Annotated in this window: 11 protein-coding genes and 1 tRNA gene; 4 read left to right on the forward strand and 8 right to left on the reverse strand. The window is 67.1% G+C overall.

What is annotated here, in order from left to right; translation table 11 throughout:
• Positions 1-89 precede the first annotated feature (89 nt).
• Positions 90-2,636, reverse strand: a complete 2,547-nt coding sequence (locus QGN30_RS17595; protein WP_014379843.1) for an excinuclease ABC subunit UvrA — start codon at positions 2,634-2,636, stop codon at positions 90-92.
• A 120-nt stretch (positions 2,637-2,756) separates the two neighbouring features.
• Here QGN30_RS17595 and QGN30_RS17600 point away from each other — a divergent pair, with 120 nt between their 5' ends.
• Positions 2,757-3,908, forward strand: a complete 1,152-nt coding sequence (locus QGN30_RS17600; RefSeq protein ID WP_201407803.1) for an alpha/beta fold hydrolase — start codon at positions 2,757-2,759, stop codon at positions 3,906-3,908.
• 18 nt (positions 3,909-3,926) lie between these two features.
• On the opposite strand, the gene QGN30_RS17605 is transcribed toward QGN30_RS17600, so the two are convergent.
• The 6 genes from QGN30_RS17605 to QGN30_RS17630 form a co-directional block, all read right to left on the reverse strand.
• Positions 3,927-4,003: transfer RNA gene (locus tag QGN30_RS17605), tRNA-Ile, on the reverse strand.
• Positions 4,004-4,133: 130 nt separating this feature from the next.
• On the reverse strand, positions 4,134-4,553 hold the full coding sequence (locus QGN30_RS17610; RefSeq protein WP_051019733.1) for a DUF732 domain-containing protein: 420 nt from the start codon (positions 4,551-4,553) through the stop codon (positions 4,134-4,136).
• A 325-nt stretch (positions 4,554-4,878) separates the two neighbouring features.
• The gene (locus QGN30_RS17615) at positions 4,879-5,277 is read right to left on the reverse strand and encodes a hypothetical protein (RefSeq protein WP_009953104.1); all 399 of its coding nucleotides are present in this window, start codon (positions 5,275-5,277) and stop codon (positions 4,879-4,881) included.
• Positions 5,278-5,715: 438 nt separating this feature from the next.
• On the reverse strand, positions 5,716-6,582 hold the full coding sequence (locus QGN30_RS17620; protein WP_136245302.1) for a carboxymuconolactone decarboxylase family protein: 867 nt from the start codon (positions 6,580-6,582) through the stop codon (positions 5,716-5,718).
• A 41-nt stretch (positions 6,583-6,623) separates the two neighbouring features.
• The gene (locus QGN30_RS17625; protein WP_136245303.1) at positions 6,624-7,997 is read right to left on the reverse strand and encodes a TldD/PmbA family protein; all 1,374 of its coding nucleotides are present in this window, start codon (positions 7,995-7,997) and stop codon (positions 6,624-6,626) included.
• A complete protein-coding gene (locus QGN30_RS17630; RefSeq protein WP_136245304.1) occupies positions 7,994-9,511 on the reverse strand; it encodes a TldD/PmbA family protein in 1,518 nt (505 codons plus the stop codon). Before QGN30_RS17630 ends, QGN30_RS17625 begins: the two co-directional genes overlap by 4 nt.
• A 58-nt stretch (positions 9,512-9,569) precedes the next feature.
• Here QGN30_RS17630 and QGN30_RS17635 point away from each other — a divergent pair, with 58 nt between their 5' ends.
• Genes QGN30_RS17635 through QGN30_RS17645 form a run of 3 tightly spaced genes read left to right on the forward strand, consistent with a single transcriptional unit; the run spans position 9,570 to position 12,602 of the window.
• The gene (locus QGN30_RS17635) at positions 9,570-10,454 is read left to right on the forward strand and encodes a carbohydrate ABC transporter permease (RefSeq protein ID WP_008255663.1); all 885 of its coding nucleotides are present in this window, start codon (positions 9,570-9,572) and stop codon (positions 10,452-10,454) included.
• Positions 10,441-11,265, forward strand: a complete 825-nt coding sequence (locus QGN30_RS17640; protein ID WP_089151605.1) for a carbohydrate ABC transporter permease — start codon at positions 10,441-10,443, stop codon at positions 11,263-11,265. Before QGN30_RS17635 ends, QGN30_RS17640 begins: the two co-directional genes overlap by 14 nt.
• Complete coding sequence (locus tag QGN30_RS17645; RefSeq protein WP_038535855.1) at positions 11,262-12,602, forward strand: extracellular solute-binding protein; 1,341 nt, start codon at positions 11,262-11,264, stop codon at positions 12,600-12,602. The genes QGN30_RS17640 and QGN30_RS17645 overlap by 4 nt, the downstream gene beginning before the upstream one ends.
• 8 nt (positions 12,603-12,610) lie before the next feature.
• On the opposite strand, the gene QGN30_RS17650 is transcribed toward QGN30_RS17645, so the two are convergent.
• The gene (locus tag QGN30_RS17650; RefSeq protein WP_008255660.1) at positions 12,611-14,065 is read right to left on the reverse strand and encodes an amino acid permease; all 1,455 of its coding nucleotides are present in this window, start codon (positions 14,063-14,065) and stop codon (positions 12,611-12,613) included.
• Between the last annotated feature and the right edge of the window lie 42 nt (positions 14,066-14,107).

A 14,107-nucleotide genomic window follows, 5' to 3' on the forward strand; every position in this document is an offset into this window, starting at 1 on the left:
AAGTTTGGCGACGCCGCCGATTCCACGCTCAACTCGCTACGGGCGTCCAGGATCACCCGCCGCGCCGAGCCCGCGGTGAGACAACGTCTTCACTGGGTGCCAGACGGCGCCAACCGCTTCGCCAGGTACGGCGCCGTGCGGCTCTGTTTGGCCCGTGCCACCTGCTCAGGTGGCCCCGCCGCGACGACCCGGCCGCCATCGCTGCCGGCTCCCGGTCCCAAGTCGATCACCCAATCTGCACCCGCGACCATCCGCATGTAGTGCTCGGCCACCACCACGGTGTTGCCCGCGTCGACCAGGCGGTGCAGTTGACGATCGAGCAGAGCCACATCGGCAGGGTGCAGCCCGGTGGCCGGCTCGTCGAGGACGTAGAGGGTGTGCCCTCGCCGGGGTCTCTGCAGTTCGGCGGCGAGCTTGATCCGCTGTGCCTCGCCGCCCGACAGCTCGGTGGCGGGCTGTCCGAGACGGAGGTATCCGAGCCCGACCTCTTGCAGCGTGGTCAGGCTGCGCGCCGCGCTGGCGACGTCGGCAAGAAACTCCGAAGCCTCATCGACGGTCATCGCGAGGACATCGGCGATCGTACGGTCGCGATAGCGAACCTCGAGTGTCTCGTCGGAGTACCGCGCTCCTTGACACGCCGGGCAGGTGGCGTATGTGCCTGGCAGGAACAATAATTCGACCGACACGAAACCCTCCCCCTGACAGGTGGGGCAGCGACCGTCGGCCACGTTGAACGAGAACCTGCCCGCCGTCCAACCGCGGCGGCGCGCCTTCGGGGTCGCAGCGAATTCACGGCGCACGGCGTCAAACAAGCCGGTGTAGGTCGCCAGCGTCGAGCGCGGCGTGCGTCCGATCGCACGCTGGTCGACCGATACCAGCCGGTTGATGTTTTCGGCCCCCTCTGCCGTCACACCGATACTCGCGTCATGATCGAGATCGACTATCCCGCTGTCGGTTTCGTCGTCGTCGGGTTCGGCAGGCTCGACCGCTCGTCCGGTGCCGAGCTGGCTGTGGACGACATCGCCGAGGACCTTGACGACGAGTGTCGACTTTCCGGAACCGGACACCCCGGTGACCGCGGTGTACACGCCGAGGGGCAGGTCCACGTCGAGGTCTTTCAAATTATGGAAGCAGATCCCGCGCAGCCGCAGCTGCCCGGACGGCGTACGTGGTTGTCGACGCGGCGGCCGGGCACCGTCGAAAAGGTAGTGACGAGTGACGGACCCCTCGATGTCGGCGAGGCCGGGCACCGGCCCGCTGTAGAGCACGCCCCCACCGAGTTCTCCGGCCCCGGGCCCAACGTCGACGATCCAGTCGGCACGGCGCACGACGTCCATGTCGTGCTCGACCACGAATAACGAATTGCCCGCGCGCCGCAGGCGATCGAGCACCTCGAGCAGCGGCTCGGCGTCGGCCGGGTGCAGGCCGGCCGACGGTTCGTCTAACACGTAGAGCACGCCGAACAAGCCGGCGCGCAGTTGGGTGGCCAGCCGCAACCGCTGCAGTTCGCCGGGTGACACGGTCGGGGTCCGGCGACTGAGCGTGAGATAGCCGAGGCCGAGATCAATGAGTACCTGCAGGCGTGCGACCAGGTCGGCGGCGATCATGGTCGCCACTTCCGTCAGCTCGCCGGATGTCATGGACTCGTACGCGGCGGCGGCGTCGGTCCGAGAAGCCGTCGGGCGCAACGTGTCCGCGAGGTCGCCCAGTGGCATGGCCGTGTAGTCGGCGATGGTGCGGCCGGCGAAGGTCACCCGCAACGCCTCCGGCCGCAACCCAGAGCCGTCGCATACCGGGCATTCGACGGTGTCGACGAATTGCAGTACGCGGCGGCGCATCATCGCGCTATGGGAGTTGGCCAACGTGTGGCGGACATGGCGTTCGGCGCTGGAAAACGTGCCGTTGTAGTAATAATCGGCTTGCACGGGGTGCTGGCTCGGATCGATTTCGACGGTCGGCTGCTCCTCGGTGAACAGAATCCAATTGCGTTGCCGCTTAGGCAGTTTCCGCCATGGCTTGTCGATGTCGTAGCCCAGCGTGACGAGGATGTCGCGGAGGTTTTGGCCCTGCCACGCGCCGGGCCATGCGGCGACGGCGCCTTCGCGGATGGTCAGCGAGGGGTCTGGCACCAGTGTCTCTTCGGTCACCCGATGGATTCGTCCCAGCCCGTGACATTCGGGGCACGCCCCCACCGCGGTATTCGGCGAGAACGCATCGGAGTCCAGTCGTTCCGTAGCCCCCCGCGGGTAGGTCCCGGCGCGGGAGAACAGCATCCTCAACAAGTTCGACAGGGTGGTGACGGTGCCGACCGTCGACCGCGATGTCGCCGAACCCCGGCGCTGCTGCAGTGCAACGGCAGGCGGTAGCCCGGTGATGTCATCGACCTTTGGCGCGCCGGTTGGCAATAGCAGGCGACGGGCGTACGGAGCGACCGATTCGAAGTAGCGGCGCTGGGCCTCGGCATAGATGGTCCCGAAGGCTAGCGACGATTTGCCGGATCCGGAGATTCCGGTGAACGCGACCAGCGCGTCACGCGGCGCTACGACGTCGACACCCCGCAGATTGTGCACCCGCGCCCCGTAAACGCGCACAGAAGGATCGATTTCGTCGGTGCGTCGATACGGGATTTGCGTCATCTTGCTCAGCCGAGTACCCCCGGTTGCGGCCGCACAAGCCTGCGCTCCCCGGCAGCGACCAGCGAGGGCCTGTCGGCAATCCGTTTTGACGCCCCGCCGGCCGGGAATTCCGCCGTGGCCATGACGGAAACATCACCAAGCCGGATCCGCCTGAGCCATCACGTCGTGGAACTCGATGACGGGCGGCGGATCGGGCTTTCAGTCGGCGGCCGCGGAGTGCCGTTGTTGTTCATGCACGGGCTCCTGCTGAGTCGGAAGGCCTATCTGCGGATGCTCAGCCGGATCGCCGGAATGGGATTCCTGGTCGTCGCCGTCGATGCCGCCGGTCACGGAGATACCGGGCGACTGCCCAGCGACGCGTGCGGCTTCACCGATCGCGCCGATTCGGTGTTGCGCACGCTGGACGCCCTTGGCATCGGGCAGGCGTTGTTCGTCGGCCATTCGATGGGCGGGCGAATGACCATCCAGCTGGCCGCACGCGCGCCTGAGCGGGTACTCGCCGCCGTGCTGTTCGACCCGGCGGCCGGAGCGCGGTTCGACACGACCATCCCGAAATTGGTGAGGTCCCCAACCAAGGCGTTGGGCGCGGCCTACACCGCTGTCCGCGACACACTGGGCGACCCGACGCAGCTCTCACCCAGCGAGCAACTCGGATACTTCCGGGTGCTGGCCGCGGTGGCGGTGCCCAACCTGCGTGATCCACTCGCGGCCGTCCGGACGATCAGGGCCATCGTCGAGTCCGGTGATTACACGCCGATGCTGCACACCATGCGCGACGAGGGGATGCCCACGATGGTGGTGCACGCCGAAAAAGACATGATCGTGCCGTTCCCGCACGCGCGCGAAATCGCCAACGAGGCCGACGCGACGCTGTACAGGGTGCCGGACGCGTATCACTCGTGGATGATCGCCAATCCGCGCCAGGGCGCCGATGCGTTTCGCCAACTGCTCGATGGCGAATTGGGCGAGGTGCTTCGCGACGCCGCCGACACGATGGGCATCGCCGACCTCGACGACCACGAGGCGTGGGAGCGCGAACTGCTGGACCCCGATGCGCTGGTGTTGCAGTTCATCCACGGTCGCGACCGAATCGAAATCGGAGCCGAGGAGCTTGACCATGTCGACCTAGAGCTGGTGCGCCGTACTGAGCGCTCGCAGGAACGGATGTCCTGGGCTCGACGGACATATCGCCGGTGGGCGGCCAAGCACCTGCATCAGGCGCGATCGCTGATCCGGCACAACATCCGGATCGAGCCCGAGCACCACGAATAGCTAAGGGTGAAAAGCGCGTGGTGGGGCGGGCGGGGCTCGAACCCGCGACCAACGGATTATGAGTCCGCGGCTCTAACCAACTGAGCTACCGCCCCCGACGGGGTAGTTCCGTAGGAAACCGTAGCCGAAGACCGGAATCAGTGTCCGTCGGGCGGCAGGCGCCCACATGGCAGGTCACACAGCGATGGGCGCCGCGTAGTAGCGGCGCCCATCGACAAAACGCACTCAGGCGGGCGACGACGCCTGTGCCGCCTGTCCCTTGATCGCGGGGATCATTTCCGGCGCGTAGACGAAGATCGCGGACTCGACCTCCCACTCAGCCTGCTCGGGCTTCAGCGGGGTCGTGTTGGTCACCATGTTCACGAGTCGCTTCCCGGCGGCCAACGGATTGTCAGCGCTGCGGACCTGGTCGGCGAACCAGCGGCCCTCGGCGGTCATGTTGCAGTCGTTGAACTCGGCGGAGTGGATCATCTTGTTCTGCGCAAGCAGGTTGATGTACTGGTCGTCCTTCGGGGTCATGTTGCAGGCGGCCGCTGCCTGCGGCGCGGACAACAGCGCTCCGCCCAGCATCGACGTCGCCACGACGGCGCCGGCCGCCCCCAACGCCAGCATCTGCCCGCACGAGCGTGTACGTCTGATGGTCATCTTTCGAACTCCTTCGCGTAGATATTTGCTGATCCACCTGTCGCACACCAATGGGTACACGGACAGAGAGCACGACAAACGGCGGGAGTACAAACAATGGATGAACAAAGAAGGCTGAAAACACTAGCGCGAGAAGCTATTTGAGCGACCGCTCCGCTCAGGGATCGACGAGCTTCTCCACCGGCACGGCGGCGTCCGGCATCGCCGTCAGCGGTTCAATGTGCCGCTATTCAATTAGCTGACAGCATCAAATACAGCGGATCAAATTCAAAGCCGTTGCGGCCGTTGGATATTCGTTAGGCAGGGCAGACGCGGGCCCGGGGGATCAAGACTCCGTCGGCCAGTTTTGCTTGGCGGCCTGGTCCTTGATCTTCGGGATCACTTCCGGCGCGTACACATAGATCGCCGACTCGACTTCCCACTCGGCTTTGTCGGCCTTGAGCGGCGTCGTGTTGGTCACCATGTTGACGAGTTCTTTGGCCCGACCGAACGGATCGGACGAGCTCTTCACCTGGTTGGCGAACCACCGGCCCTCGGCGGCCTCATGACAGTCGCTGTACTCGGCGGTGTGCACCATGTTGTTCTGCGCGAGCAGGTTGATGTATTGGTCATCCGCAGGGCTCAAGTCGCACGTCGCCGAAGCCACGGGCGCTGAAAGCACCGCTCCGCCGAACATCGAGGCCCCCAGCGCGACACCGGCAGCCCAGACCGACGACACCCGCATGCGCGAGCGGGTACGGGTGCTTGTCATGTTCGAACCTCCCTCTGCGCAGGAACTCGATTGGCTCCGACGCAAACCCAAGCTACGAATGCTGCAAACAACGAACCGGGAAATCCATCGGCATGACGGCTCATGACGTACGTCCCATGGCCACCCGGCTGGGGCCACGCTGCCATTTCGCTACCGTCACGTCTCAGTGGTCATTTCAGTGTCGGCGACGGGGCTTAAGTTATCCAACGACCCCCGCACACAGCGAAAACGCACGCTTGCGCGTCGATGTACGAATGGTTAACATTTCGTGCCCTCGCGCCCGGATGAGCTCCTGGCTCACCCGCCGGCCACGTCGCGGCGCAAACGTCGCAGAGCCCTGCCGCCGGGCGTCGCGGTCCGCGCAGCTAAACGGCGGGCGGCAATCGACTACCGGGTTAACACCGGCCGCGGTCAGCTAAATACCGTGTGCCCCTCGGCGTCGATCAGATACCGCTCGGTGCCGCTCTCGACGCGTGGGGCGTCGGCGCCCAATGACACGGCGACTTTGTTGCTGGCATTGCGCATGATGTCGAAGGTGAGCTCGACGGATTCCGCCTCGGAGAAGCGGGAGCGCACCTCGGCGGCATCGTCGGCGGCGAGGCGCGCAGGGGTCCAAATTAACCCATCCGCATAGCGCAGCGCTGCTTTTGCGCGGTCGTCGAGCAAACCCGACGATTCGAACCGCTCGATCTCCTCGTACAGCGTTTCCGAACCGCCGGCGTCGAGCGCGCCGCCCTCGCGTAGCGAGTTGCACAGCCGGCAATTGTGTTGCGCCGCGCCCCGCAACCGCACCAGTTCGGAGGTGACCGGGTCCAGCGCACGCATTCGCGCCACGGCGATTAAAAAGTCGTTGAACACCAGATCCGACGGGTCGGTGGTGTGATCCCAATTGATCGGTCCGGCCGCCCAGCCCAGGTACTGCGAGCCGACCCCGAGCGCTTCCAGCCCGGCCCGCACCCGCGGGACGAAGTCGGCGATGTACATCTGCACGACGACCCCAAAGGTGCGGTCCCCGAGGTGTTTCGACAACCGGGACCGTTGCTCGGCGGTGATCGCCGCGACGTCGGCGCTGAATTGTTCGGCGAAGTCGACGACGGCCGCCTCGGCGTCGGATTCCGGCTCGCCCACCTCGACGGCCGACGGCAGCGGCGGCAGGGACACCGTCTGCGCGCACACCCGCCGGATCAACGCCGCGATGCGCGCGTCGGCGGGCGCCGCGGGAAACAGCGCCACCAGGCGCGTGAGCTGATCTTCTCGAACCGAAACCGGGGCCGCCATTCGTCACACGCTAGAGCGCGTGTCGCCCGGCGGCAATCGAACTATTGGGCCTGGCTCACCGAGGACATGTGGAAGTCCGGGATCCGCAGCGACGGCATCGCGGCGCGGGTCGCCCAATCCCCCCATTCGCGCGGCAGCGTCTTCTCGCTCGCACCGGCCTCGGTGGCCCGTCGCAGCAGGTCCAGCGGGCTTTCGTTGAACCGGAAATTGTTGACGGCGGCGGTCACGCGTCCGTCTTCGATGAGGTAGACGCCGTCGCGGGTGAGTCCGGTGAACAACAGGGTGGTGGGGTCGACGACCCGGATGTACCACAGCGTGGTCAACAGCAGGCCTCGCTCGGTGGCCGCGATCATCTCGTCCTGGGTGGCCGTCCCCCCGGTCATCACCAGGTTGTCGGCGGCGACGGCGACCGGGGCGTCGTACTTCTCGGCGGTGGCCCGCGGGTAGGCCAGCGCGTTGATCACGCCGTCGCGGATCCAGTCCACCTGGGTGATCTCCATGCCGTTGTCGAACACCGACAGCGTCTCCGAGGAGCTGCTCGCCGCGACGAACGGCGTGCAGGCAAGGCCGGGCGCCATCGGATCGGAGAACAGGGTCAGCGGCAGATCGGTGAGCCGCTCCCCCACCCGGGTTCCACCGCCGGGCGCCGAGAACGCGGTCCGACCCTCCTGCGCGCCGCGGCCGGACATCGACCACGCCATGTAGATCATCATGTCGGCCACGGTCGACGGCGGCATGATCGTCTCGTAGCGCCCCGCCGGCAGCTCGACGCTGCGCTGCGCCCAGCCCAGCCTGGTCGACAGCTGCTCGAGCAGCGAATCGATTGGCACATCGACGAAGTCGGGTGTCCCGACGCCCGCCCACGCGCTGGCGTCGCCGCGTTTGGCGTTGATCTCCACCGCCCCGGTGGGTTGGCTGAAACGCCGCCGCAACCCGGTCGACGATGCCAGGAACGTCGTCGAAACGCTATGGTGTGCAAAGCCGTAGAGCCGGTCCGCGCCCTTGAAGCCGCGGCTCAGGGAGTCGGCCGCGTCGGCGAAGACCAGCGGCCCGGTCCCCGGCACCGGCGCGTCCCAGTCGGCGGGTACCCCGCTATCGGCGAGCAGCGGCGCGGCATCACCGGCCTCCGGCGCCGACCCCGAGGCCTCCTGCGAGGCCGCCACCAGTCCAGGGAGCACCCGCGGATCCGCCTCGGCGGACACGACCGTGCCGATGCGCGCGCCGCCGCCCCGACGCACCACGGAGATCACCGACACGCTGCGGCTCACCGAAACCCCGTTGGTGGTCATCGAATTGCCCGCCCAGCGCAGGGTCGCCTCGACCTTGTCGGTGACCAGCACCATCGTCTCGTCGGCGCCGCCCAGCTTGGCCGCCTCGTCGAGCACGATGTTGACGACGTGCTGCGGGCGGATCATCGCCCGCCCTCCGTGCGGGTGTTCAGCACGTTGACGCCGCGGAACAGCGCCGAGGGACAGCCGTGGCTTACCGCCGCGATCTGCCCCGGCTGGGCCTTGCCGCAGTTGAACGCCCCACCCAGGCGCCAGGTGGACCGGCCCCCCACGGCCTCCATCGAATTCCAGAAGTCGGTCGTGGTGGCCTGATAGGCGACGTCGCGCAATTGCCCGTCGAGGCGGCCATCGCGAATGCGGAAGAACCGTTGGCCGGTGAACTGGAAGTTGTAGCGCTGCATGTCGATCGACCAGGATTTGTCGCCGACGATGTAGATGCCGTCCTCGACCCGGCCGATGAGCTCGTCGGTGCTGATGTCCTCGGGGGCCGGCTGGAGCGACACGTTGGCCATGCGTTGGATCGGCACGTGGTGCGGCGAGTCGGCGTACGAGCAGCCGTTGGAGCGCTCATGCCCCAGGCGCCGCGCGAACACCCGGTCGAGCTGATAGCCGGTGAAGATCCCGTCGCGCACCAGATCCCAACTCTGCGCGGCAACTCCTTCGTCGTCGTAACCGATGGTGGCCAAACCGAATTCGTCCGTCCGGTCCGCGGTCACGTTCATCACCGACGACCCGTACCGCATGGTGCCCAGTTTGTCCGGTGTAGCGAACGACGTTCCGGCGTAGGCGGCCTCGTAGCCGATCGCGCGGTCGTATTCGGTTGCGTGACCGATGGATTCGTGAATCGTCAGCCACAGGTTGGTCGGGTCGATCACCAGGTCTGTCGCACCGGGGACAACGGTGGGCGCCTTGACCTTCTCGGCCAGCAGCGCCGGCAGCTGCGCCAGCTCGTCGGTCCAGTTCCAGACCTCGTCGCCGGTTAGGACCTCCCAACCCCGGCCCATCGGCGGGATCAGCGTGCGCATCGAGTCGAAGCTGCCCGCCGCGGGGTCGACTGTCACCGCCTCCAGGGTGGGCTGGATGCGGACGCGCTGCTGGGTGATCGAGGATCCGAACGTGTCGGCGTAGAACGTCTGCTCCTTGACCGCGGTCAGCACGGCTGAGACGTGGTCGATGCCGTCGGCGCTGAGCAGCCGCCCCGAGTACTCCTCGAGCACGGCGATCTTGTCGGTGGTGGAGACGTCGAACGGGTCGATGCGGTAGTGCGACACCCAGGTCGCGTCGGTGTAGACGGGTTCGGGCGCCAGCTCGACGCGCTCGGTGCTCAGCATCGCCAGCGTGGTGGCGACCTGCACCGCGTGCCGCGCAGTCTCGGCGGCGACCGACGGCACCAACTCCGCGTGCGAGGCGAATCCCCAGGTGCCGTCGACGATCACCCGCACCGCCAGGCCGACCTCGCGGTTGATCACCGACGTCTCGAGCGCGCCGTCGCGCAGCTGGATGATCTCGGTGGTGATGCGATGAACGCGCAGGTCGGCGTGCGTGGCCCCGGCCGCGGTGGCCGCTGCAAGCGCGGCGTCGGCCAGTTCGTGGCGCGGCAGGCCGAGGAAGTCGGCATCGATCCCCCGGTTCGGTGTCACGGCTCCACCGTAACGGCCGCTCACCCCAAACCGCGGCAGCGCCCGCTTTAATTACCCCATGGCCGGCGCCGCACGCAGGATTCGTCCTCGATCGACCGCGCTGGGCTATGCGCTGCTGGCTCCGAGCCTGTTCGGGGTCCTCGCCTTTCTGCTGTTGCCCATCCTGGTCGTGATCTGGCTGAGCCTGTGCCGGTGGGATCTGCTGGGACCGCTGCGCTTTGTGGGCCTGTCCAATTGGCGGTCGGTGCTGACCGACGGCACATTCGGCAATTCGCTGATCGTCACCGCGATCTTCGTGGCGATCGTGGTGCCGGCGCAGACGGCGCTCGGATTGCTGGCCGCGTCGATGCTGGCCCGCCAGCTTCGTGGCACCGGCCTGTTTCGCACCGTGTTTGTGCTGCCATGGATTTGCGCCCCGCTGGCGATTGCGGTGTTGTGGCGGTGGATCCTGGCTCCCACCGACGGCGCCGTGAGCACCGTGTTGGGACACAGCATCGAATGGCTTTCCGATCCCAGCTTCGCGCTGCCGCTCGTGTCGGCCGTCGTGGTGTGGACCAACGTCGGATACGTCTCGCTGTCGTTCCTGGCGGGCCTGCTGGCCATCCCCGACGAGGTCCACGCCGCCGCACGCACCGACGGCGCCAACGCGTGGCAGCGGTTCTGGCGCATCACCATACCCATGTTGCGGCCGACGACCTTCTTTGTGCTGGTGACCGGGATCGTCAGCACCGCACAGGTTTTCGACACGGTGTACGCCCTGACCGGCGGCGGGCCGGCGGGCAGCACCGACCTGGTGGCCCACCGCATCTACGCCGAGGCGTTCGGTTCGGCGGCGATCGGCCGGGCGTCGGTCATGGCGGTGGTGCTGTTCGTGATCCTGATCGGCGTCACGTTGCTTCAGCATCTGTATTTTCGGCGACGGATCAGCTATGACCTCACCTAGCCGCGCCAGCAACGGGCTGATCTATTCCGGGCTGACCGTGGGCGCGTTGATCACGTTGGCGCCGTTCACCCTTGGCTTGATGACCGCGTTCACCTCGGCGCACCAATTCGTCACGGGTACGCCGCTGCAGCTGCCGCGGCCACCGACGCTCGCCAACTTCACCGACCTCGCCGGCGCCGGGTTCGGCCGCGCGGCGGCGGTCACCGCGTTGATGACGGCGGTGATTCTGGTGGGCCAGTTGACCTTTTCCGTGCTGGCCGCGTACGCCTTCGCGCGCTTGCAGTTTCCCGGGCGCGACGCGCTGTTCTGGGTGTACATCGCGACGCTGATGGTGCCGGCGACGGTCACGATCGTGCCGATGTATCTCATGATGGCCCAGCTCGGCCTGCGCAACACGTTCTGGGCGCTGGTGCTGCCGTTCATGTTCGGCTCGCCCTACGCGATCTTCTTGCTGCGCGAGCACTTTCGCATGATCCCGAACGACTTGGTCAACGCCGCCCGCCTGGACGGCGCCAACACGCTGGACGAGATCGTGCACGTGGTGATCCCGTCGAGCCGGCCTGTCCTGGCCGCCCTGGCGCTGATCACCGTGGTCTCGCAGTGGAACAACTTCATGTGGCCGTTGGTGATCACGAGCGGCCACAAGTGGCGGGTGCTCACCGTGGCGACCGCCGACCTGCAGTCGCGGTTCAACTCCCAATGGACGCTGGTGATGGCGGCCACCACCATTGCCATCGCCCCGCTCATCGTGCTGTTCGTGGCCTTCCAGCGCCACATCGTCGCCTCGATCGTCGTCTCGGGGCTCAAGTGACCCGGCCCCGGTTTTCCACGCTGGTCGCCGGAGCGCTCGGGGCGGTTGCGGTGTTGCTGGCGGCGACGGCGGTGCTGCTGGATTACTCGGGTCAGCCCCATGGCGGCAAGACCATTGTGACGGTGCGTATCTGGGGCGATCAGATCGCCGCGGCCTATCGGCAATCGTTCCAGGAGTTCAGTCGCGCCCATCCCGACATCGAAGTGCACGTCAACTTGGTGGCGTATTCGACCTACTTCAATACCCTGCGCACCGACGTGGCGGGCGGCAGCGCCGATGACATCTTCTGGCTGTCCAACGCCTACCTCGCGGCGTACGCCGACAGCGACCGGTTGCTGGATATCGGTGCGGCGCTGGGCCCCACCGCCACGTCGGACTGGGAGCGACCGGTCGTCGAGCAGTTCACCCGCAACGGCACGCTTTGGGGCGTGCCGCAGCTGACCGACGCCGGGATCGCGTTGTACTACAACGCCGACCTGCTGGGCGCGGCCGGCGTCGACCCTGCCCAGTTGAGCACGTTGCGATGGGGTCCCGACGAGCGGGACACGCTGCGGCCCGTCCTCGCCCGGCTCACCGTCGATGCCGACGGAAACCGCGGCGATAGCAAGGGATTCGACGCCGGGCGGGTGCGGCAGTGGGGATACAACGCGGCCAATGACCCCCAGGGGATCTACCTCAATTACATCGGGTCGGCCGGCGGCGTGTTTCAGCGCGGCGACGAGTTCGCGTTCGACAATCCCGGTGCCGTGACCGCGTTTCAATATCTGGTCGACCTGATCAACCGCGACCACGTCGCGCCTCCCGCCGCCGACACCAACGACAACGGCGACTTTTCCCGCAACCAGTTCCTGGCCGGCCGGATGGCGCTGTTCCAGTCCGGTACCTACAACTTGGCCCCGGTGGCCCGCGATGCCCGCTTCCGTTGGGGTGTGGCGCTAATGCCGTCGGGCCCGGCGGGCCGGGTCAGCGTCACCAACGGCATTGCCGCGGCGGGCAATGCGGCATCACGGCATCCCGACGCGGTGCGCCGGGTGCTGGCCTGGATGGGCAGCAGGCAGGGCAACGAATACCTGGGCCGCCACGGTGCGGCGATCCCCGCGGTGTCGTCGGCCCAGCCGGTCTACTTTCACTACTGGGCCACCCGGGGCGTCGATGTCACGCCCTTCTTCACCGTGCTGAACGGCCCGCGCATCGCGGCGCCCGGCGGCGCGGGGTTTGCCGCGGGCAATGACGCCCTGCAGCCGTATTTCGACGAAATGTTCCTGGGCCGCGGCGATGTCGCGTCGACGTTACGGCGCGCTCAGGCGGCGGCCAACGCCGCCGCGGCGCGTCAGTGAGCGCCTGATCACGGCGAGCCGCTCGAAACCTCGCCGACCGTCTCGTCGTTGAGCGCGCTGTGGTGGCGGCCCCAGACGAAATAGAAAACCAACGCCAGCACGACCCAGCCGCTGAACGCGACCCAGGTGTACCAGTGCAGGCTGGCGAGGATGTACCCGCAGGCCGCCACCGAAAGGATCGGCGTGACAGGGTAACCCGGGACCTTGAAGCCCCGCGGCAAGTCGGGCTCGCGCACCCGTAAGACGATCACTCCGACAGAAACCACCACGAACGCGGTCAGGGTGCCGATGGACACCATGTCCGCGAGCTTTTGCAGCGGGACGAAGGCGGCCAACGTCGAGGCCGCGAGCGCGACGATCACCGTGTTGTTTACCGGGGTCATGGTGCGCGGGTTCACTTTTGCGAACCTCGCGGGCAGCAGGCCGTCCCGCCCCATGGCGAACAGGATGCGCGTCAGGCCGTACATGGTGACCAGCGTGACGCTGAAGATCGAAATGACCGCGCCCGCAGCGAGGATCGAGCCGGCCCAGCTGCCGTGGGTGACGTTCTCGAGAATCGTTGCCAGCCCGGCCTCCTGCTGTCCGGCGAAAGCTTGCCAGGGCTGCGCGCCCAGTGCGGCCACCGCAACCAATACGTAGACGCCGGTGACGGTCAGCAGAGCGGCGATCAGCGCGCGCGGCATGGTCTTCTGCGGGTTGTTCACCTCGTCACCCGCGGTGGACACGGCGTCGAGGCCGATGTAGGAGAAGAAGATGGTGCCCGCGGCCGACCCGATGCCCGCGACGCCGAACGGCGCGAAGTCCCGCAGGTGGTGCGCGTCGAACGCGGTGAAGGCGACGATCGCGAACACGACGAGCACGCCGAGCTTGATCATCACCATAATGGCGTTGACCTTCGCCGATTCGCTGGCGCCGCGGATGAGCAGCAACGCGCACATCCCGATCAGCGCGATCGCCGGCACGTTCAAATAGCCGGGCTGCGCGTCCCACGGCGCGGCCGACAAGGCATGTGGCAGTTGAAATCCCACCACATTGCTCAGCAGCCTGTTGAGGTAGCCGCTCCAGTTGACCGCGACCGCGGCGGTGGCCACCCCGTATTCCAGCAGCAGGCAGGCCGCCACACCCATCGCCACCACCTCCCCGAGCGTGGTGTACGCGTACGAGTACGACGACCCCGAAACCGGCACCGCCGAGGCCAATTCGGCGTAGCACACGGCCGCGAGGCCGGCGGCGAGGCCCGCCAGCAGGAAGGAGACGATGACTCCCGGCCCGGCCTCGGGCACGGCCACGGACATGACGAAGAAGATGCCGGTGCCGATGGTCGAGCCGACCCCGAACATGGTCAGCTGAAAGGTGCCGATGCCGCGCTTGAGGCCCTCCGCGGCACCGGGCGCGACGTGCGCGCCCACCACGGGGCGGCGCCGCAGCAGCTGCTCCTTCAGGCCAACCGACGTGGCTGCCAATTGCGCCTCCTGTTTCCGGTTCGGCGATCAGCGCCGGCGAAG

Origin of the sequence: Mycobacterium sp. 3-98, assembly GCF_035918355.1 — a bacterium.
GTDB lineage: Bacteria > Actinomycetota > Actinomycetes > Mycobacteriales > Mycobacteriaceae > Mycobacterium > Mycobacterium intracellulare.

Bases quoted from the DNA above. Each gene is read 5' to 3' on its own strand.
- QGN30_RS17600 (WP_201407803.1), top strand. From the start codon at position 2,757: ATGACGGAAACATCACCAAGCCGGATCCGCCTGAGCCATCACGTCGTG.
- QGN30_RS17620 (WP_136245302.1), bottom strand. From the start codon at position 6,582: ATGGCGGCCCCGGTTTCGGTTCGAGAAGATCAGCTCACGCGCCTGGTG.
- QGN30_RS17635 (WP_008255663.1), top strand. From the start codon at position 9,570: ATGGCCGGCGCCGCACGCAGGATTCGTCCTCGATCGACCGCGCTGGGC.
- QGN30_RS17625 (WP_136245303.1), bottom strand. From the start codon at position 7,997: ATGATCCGCCCGCAGCACGTCGTCAACATCGTGCTCGACGAGGCGGCC.
- QGN30_RS17640 (WP_089151605.1), top strand. From the start codon at position 10,441: ATGACCTCACCTAGCCGCGCCAGCAACGGGCTGATCTATTCCGGGCTG.
- QGN30_RS17610 (WP_051019733.1), bottom strand. From the start codon at position 4,553: ATGACCATCAGACGTACACGCTCGTGCGGGCAGATGCTGGCGTTGGGG.
- QGN30_RS17595 (WP_014379843.1), bottom strand. From the start codon at position 2,636: ATGACGCAAATCCCGTATCGACGCACCGACGAAATCGATCCTTCTGTG.
- QGN30_RS17615 (WP_009953104.1), bottom strand. From the start codon at position 5,277: ATGCGGGTGTCGTCGGTCTGGGCTGCCGGTGTCGCGCTGGGGGCCTCG.